Below are 3,109 nucleotides of genomic sequence, written 5' to 3'. Positions count from 1 at the left end.
AATAATACAGTTTGCATCCATCCTGTTAAAAATCCTAATTTATCTCCATATATTTCTTTTATATATATCATCATTCCGCCCGTTTTAGGTATAGCTGCAGAAACCTCAGCTGTCGTAAGACCTGCAGTTATTGTTATAATTCCGGCCAATATCCATGCTATAATCCCAAGTCCTGGTTCTCCTCCTGTTGACATATAAACTGATTGAGGCTTAAAGAATACCCCTGCTCCAATTACCATACCTACAACTGTAGATAAAGCAGCCGATATACCTAATTCTTTTTTAAGCTCTTCATTTTCAATAGATCGCCTATTTTCCATTTTCTTCTCCTTGTTGAATTGTCATTTTTGTTATATTTTTCTATTATAATATAATAAAAATATTTTTCAACAATTTACGACTTTTTGTTATCTTTTCTTAATAAAGTATAATAGGTAGGATAAATAAATTAATCCTACCTATTATATATATATTAAATTTTAATATTTCATCGATTTAATAATATCATCGATTTCATAACTAGCTTTTTGGATAGCATCTAATCTTTCTTCCTCACTAGTACCCGTACCATCTACTAATAATTCTTCAAATTTTTTAATTCCTATAAACTTCATTATACTTTCTACATAATTTAATCCTTTATTCATAACTGGTTTTAATAACCAAGGTATATGTCCTCCTGAAGATTGTATATATACCATACTTCTATCTATGTCATTTAAAAGACCTTCTGGTTTATCTTCATTAAATGTTATAGTTTCACCATCTTGAATTATACAGTCTATATATTCTTTAAGCGGTGCAGGAAATGATAAACTCCACATAGGTGCTGCAATTACATATACATTAGCTTCTTTAAATTGTTCACATAGCTTTCTTATTTTTTCCACTTCTCTTTTATCTTTATCATCTAGCTTATTTGCATCTTCTTCTTTTTTTATGCAGTTTCTTTTTTCAAAATACTGATATTCTAATCTTGGTATATGTTGCTTGTAAAGATCTATTTCTTCTATAGTAAAATCTTTATTTAGTTCTAAAAATCTGTTTATAAATTTTCTAGCTACAGTTTTACTAGATGATAAATTTTCTGACTTTGAGTTTACACTTATATATAGTAATTTTTTCATTGTATGCCTCCTAGAATATTCTTTATTTTATTATTATTTCTTAAATAAAATTTATTATTCTAAGACTATATAGCTTAAAATTATCTAAAATCCTTTGTATCACTTTCAATTGCAAATTCTGTATTTATATTTTTATTAGAATTTTTGTTATGTTCTTCTTTTGATATTTTATTATAACTTTTTAATTCTATAAATAAAATTGTACCTGTTATAAGAGTTGATATGAAATCCGATATTGGCTGCGCTAACCAAACACCATTTAGTCCTATAAATTTAGGTAATATCATTATAATTGGTATTAATAATATTACTTGTCTAAGTAAACTTAAAAACATTGCGATTTTAGCTTTTCCTATAGATTGAATATAGTTAGTTCCTGTTATAGATATCCCTACTATAGGCATCATTAATAAATATATTCTTATCCCACTGACAGTTATACTCATAAGCTCTTTATCTCTATTAAATAAGCCTATAATAATTTTGGGGAATAACTGAACAATAATAGTTCCAATAAGAAGGATTACTGTAGCTGCAATAAGAGATGCTAAATAAGTTTTTTTAGCTCTATTATATTGTTTAGCTCCATAGTTAAATCCTATAATAGGTTGTGATCCTTGGTTTAACCCAAATATTGGCATTAAGAAAATCATACTTATTGAAGATATAGTTGTCATTGCGCCTATTGCTAAATCTCCACCATATATTTTTAATGCATTATTTGATATAACTTGAACCATACTAGCTGCAAGTTGCATTGCAAAAGGTGATACCCCTATAGCAAACACTGCCATAACTAATTTCTTATCAAGTTTTAAACTAGATTTAGCAAATTTTAAATTTGACTTTCCTGATAAATAATAATTCAATGTTAAAATTGCAGTTATAGCTTGCGATGTTATTGTAGCGTATGCAGCTCCTTTTATTCCTATATTAAATATAAATATAAATACTGCATCTAATATTATATTAGTAACACAACCAACTACCATTATTCCAGCTGAAATCTTAGGACTTCCATCAGCCCTAATTGAATGATTAAGAGAAAATGCTAAAAGATTAAATATCGTCCCCATAAGTATTACATGTATATAATCACTTGCATAAATTAAAGTATTTTCACTTGCTCCAAATGCTATAAGAATTTTATCTGCAAATACAATACCTATAAAAGTAAGTATAAGTCCTATAATTAATGCAAGAGCCATTGCATTCCCTATTAGCTTTTTAGCCTCTTCCTTTTTACCTTGACCTAATTTAATAGATATATTTGTAGCTGTTCCTATACCAATTAACATACCAAATGCTAATATTATGGTCATTATTGGCATAGTTATTCCAAGTCCTGTTATAGCTAATGGACCGACTCCAGGTATATTTCCTATAAATATTCTATCTACTACATTATATAATGCATTTACTAGCATACCTATTATTGCTGGTATAGAATATTTTAATAATAACTTCCTTATAGGTTCCGTACCTAGCACTTGTTGACTATCCATATTATACCTCCTTTTCACTAATACTTTAGTTGCGTTAACAACTATTTCCTTAATGTTAAAATATTTACATATATGAAGTTTTTCTGCTTCTTTAATTTATTTTACTATTAATATAATATGCATCTTAATCTATTTATAATTACTATAATATTTGTAATTTTATATTGATAAATTAATTTAATATATTTTCATATGATATCTAAAATTTTTAAAAGTATATATGACCTTGTTTTTGAAATACTATATAGTATAAATATTTATTTTAAAGGAGTTAAATTTATGAAAGATAATACTTATTTTACTGATAAATATGATGATCAACATCAACAAATAAAAGATAATTTAGATATCATAGAAAGTACAGATAGTGAAACTACAGATATTATAGATTTTAGAGTTGTTAATAAAAATAACTCATATCCTTTAAAAAATAATAAAGACTATGATACTAATTTTGAAAATAATAACAAATAAAAA

4 protein-coding genes are annotated in these 3,109 nt (G+C 26.1%); 1 reads left to right on the top strand and 3 read right to left on the bottom strand.

Translation table 11 applies throughout. The annotated features are described in order from the left end of the window. The 3 genes from JWF52_RS10615 to JWF52_RS10605 form a co-directional block, all read right to left on the bottom strand. The coding region (locus JWF52_RS10615; RefSeq protein WP_208333537.1) for an amino acid permease at window positions 1-320 on the bottom strand (320 nt) is incomplete at its 3' end. 159 nt (window positions 321-479) lie between these two features. After that, a complete protein-coding gene (locus tag JWF52_RS10610; RefSeq protein ID WP_208333536.1) occupies window positions 480-1,127 on the bottom strand; it encodes an FMN-dependent NADH-azoreductase in 648 nt (215 codons plus the stop codon). Between the two features lie 80 nt (window positions 1,128-1,207). After that, on the bottom strand, window positions 1,208-2,632 hold the full coding sequence (locus JWF52_RS10605) for an MATE family efflux transporter (protein ID WP_208333535.1): 1,425 nt from the start codon (window positions 2,630-2,632) through the stop codon (window positions 1,208-1,210). Window positions 2,633-2,911: 279 nt separating this feature from the next. On the opposite strand from JWF52_RS10605, the gene JWF52_RS10600 reads away from it, so the two are divergent. Continuing rightward, window positions 2,912-3,106, top strand: coding sequence for a hypothetical protein (locus JWF52_RS10600; protein ID WP_208333534.1), 195 nt, complete (start codon window positions 2,912-2,914; stop codon window positions 3,104-3,106). Window positions 3,107-3,109 lie beyond the last annotated feature (3 nt).

The sequence above is a fragment of the Clostridium sp. CCUG 7971 genome (genome assembly GCF_017590215.1).
Lineage (GTDB): Bacteria > Bacillota > Clostridia > Peptostreptococcales > Peptostreptococcaceae > Faecalimicrobium.
This window is presented reverse-complemented; position numbering and strand designations above follow the sequence as displayed.

What these genes read in the sequence shown, in the direction of transcription:
- JWF52_RS10605 (WP_208333535.1), bottom strand. Translation starts at nt 2,632, where the DNA reads ATGGATAGTCAACAAGTGCTAGGTACGGAACCTATAAGGAAGTTATTA.
- JWF52_RS10610 (WP_208333536.1), bottom strand. Translation starts at nt 1,127, where the DNA reads ATGAAAAAATTACTATATATAAGTGTAAACTCAAAGTCAGAAAATTTA.
- JWF52_RS10600 (WP_208333534.1), top strand. Translation starts at nt 2,912, where the DNA reads ATGAAAGATAATACTTATTTTACTGATAAATATGATGATCAACATCAA.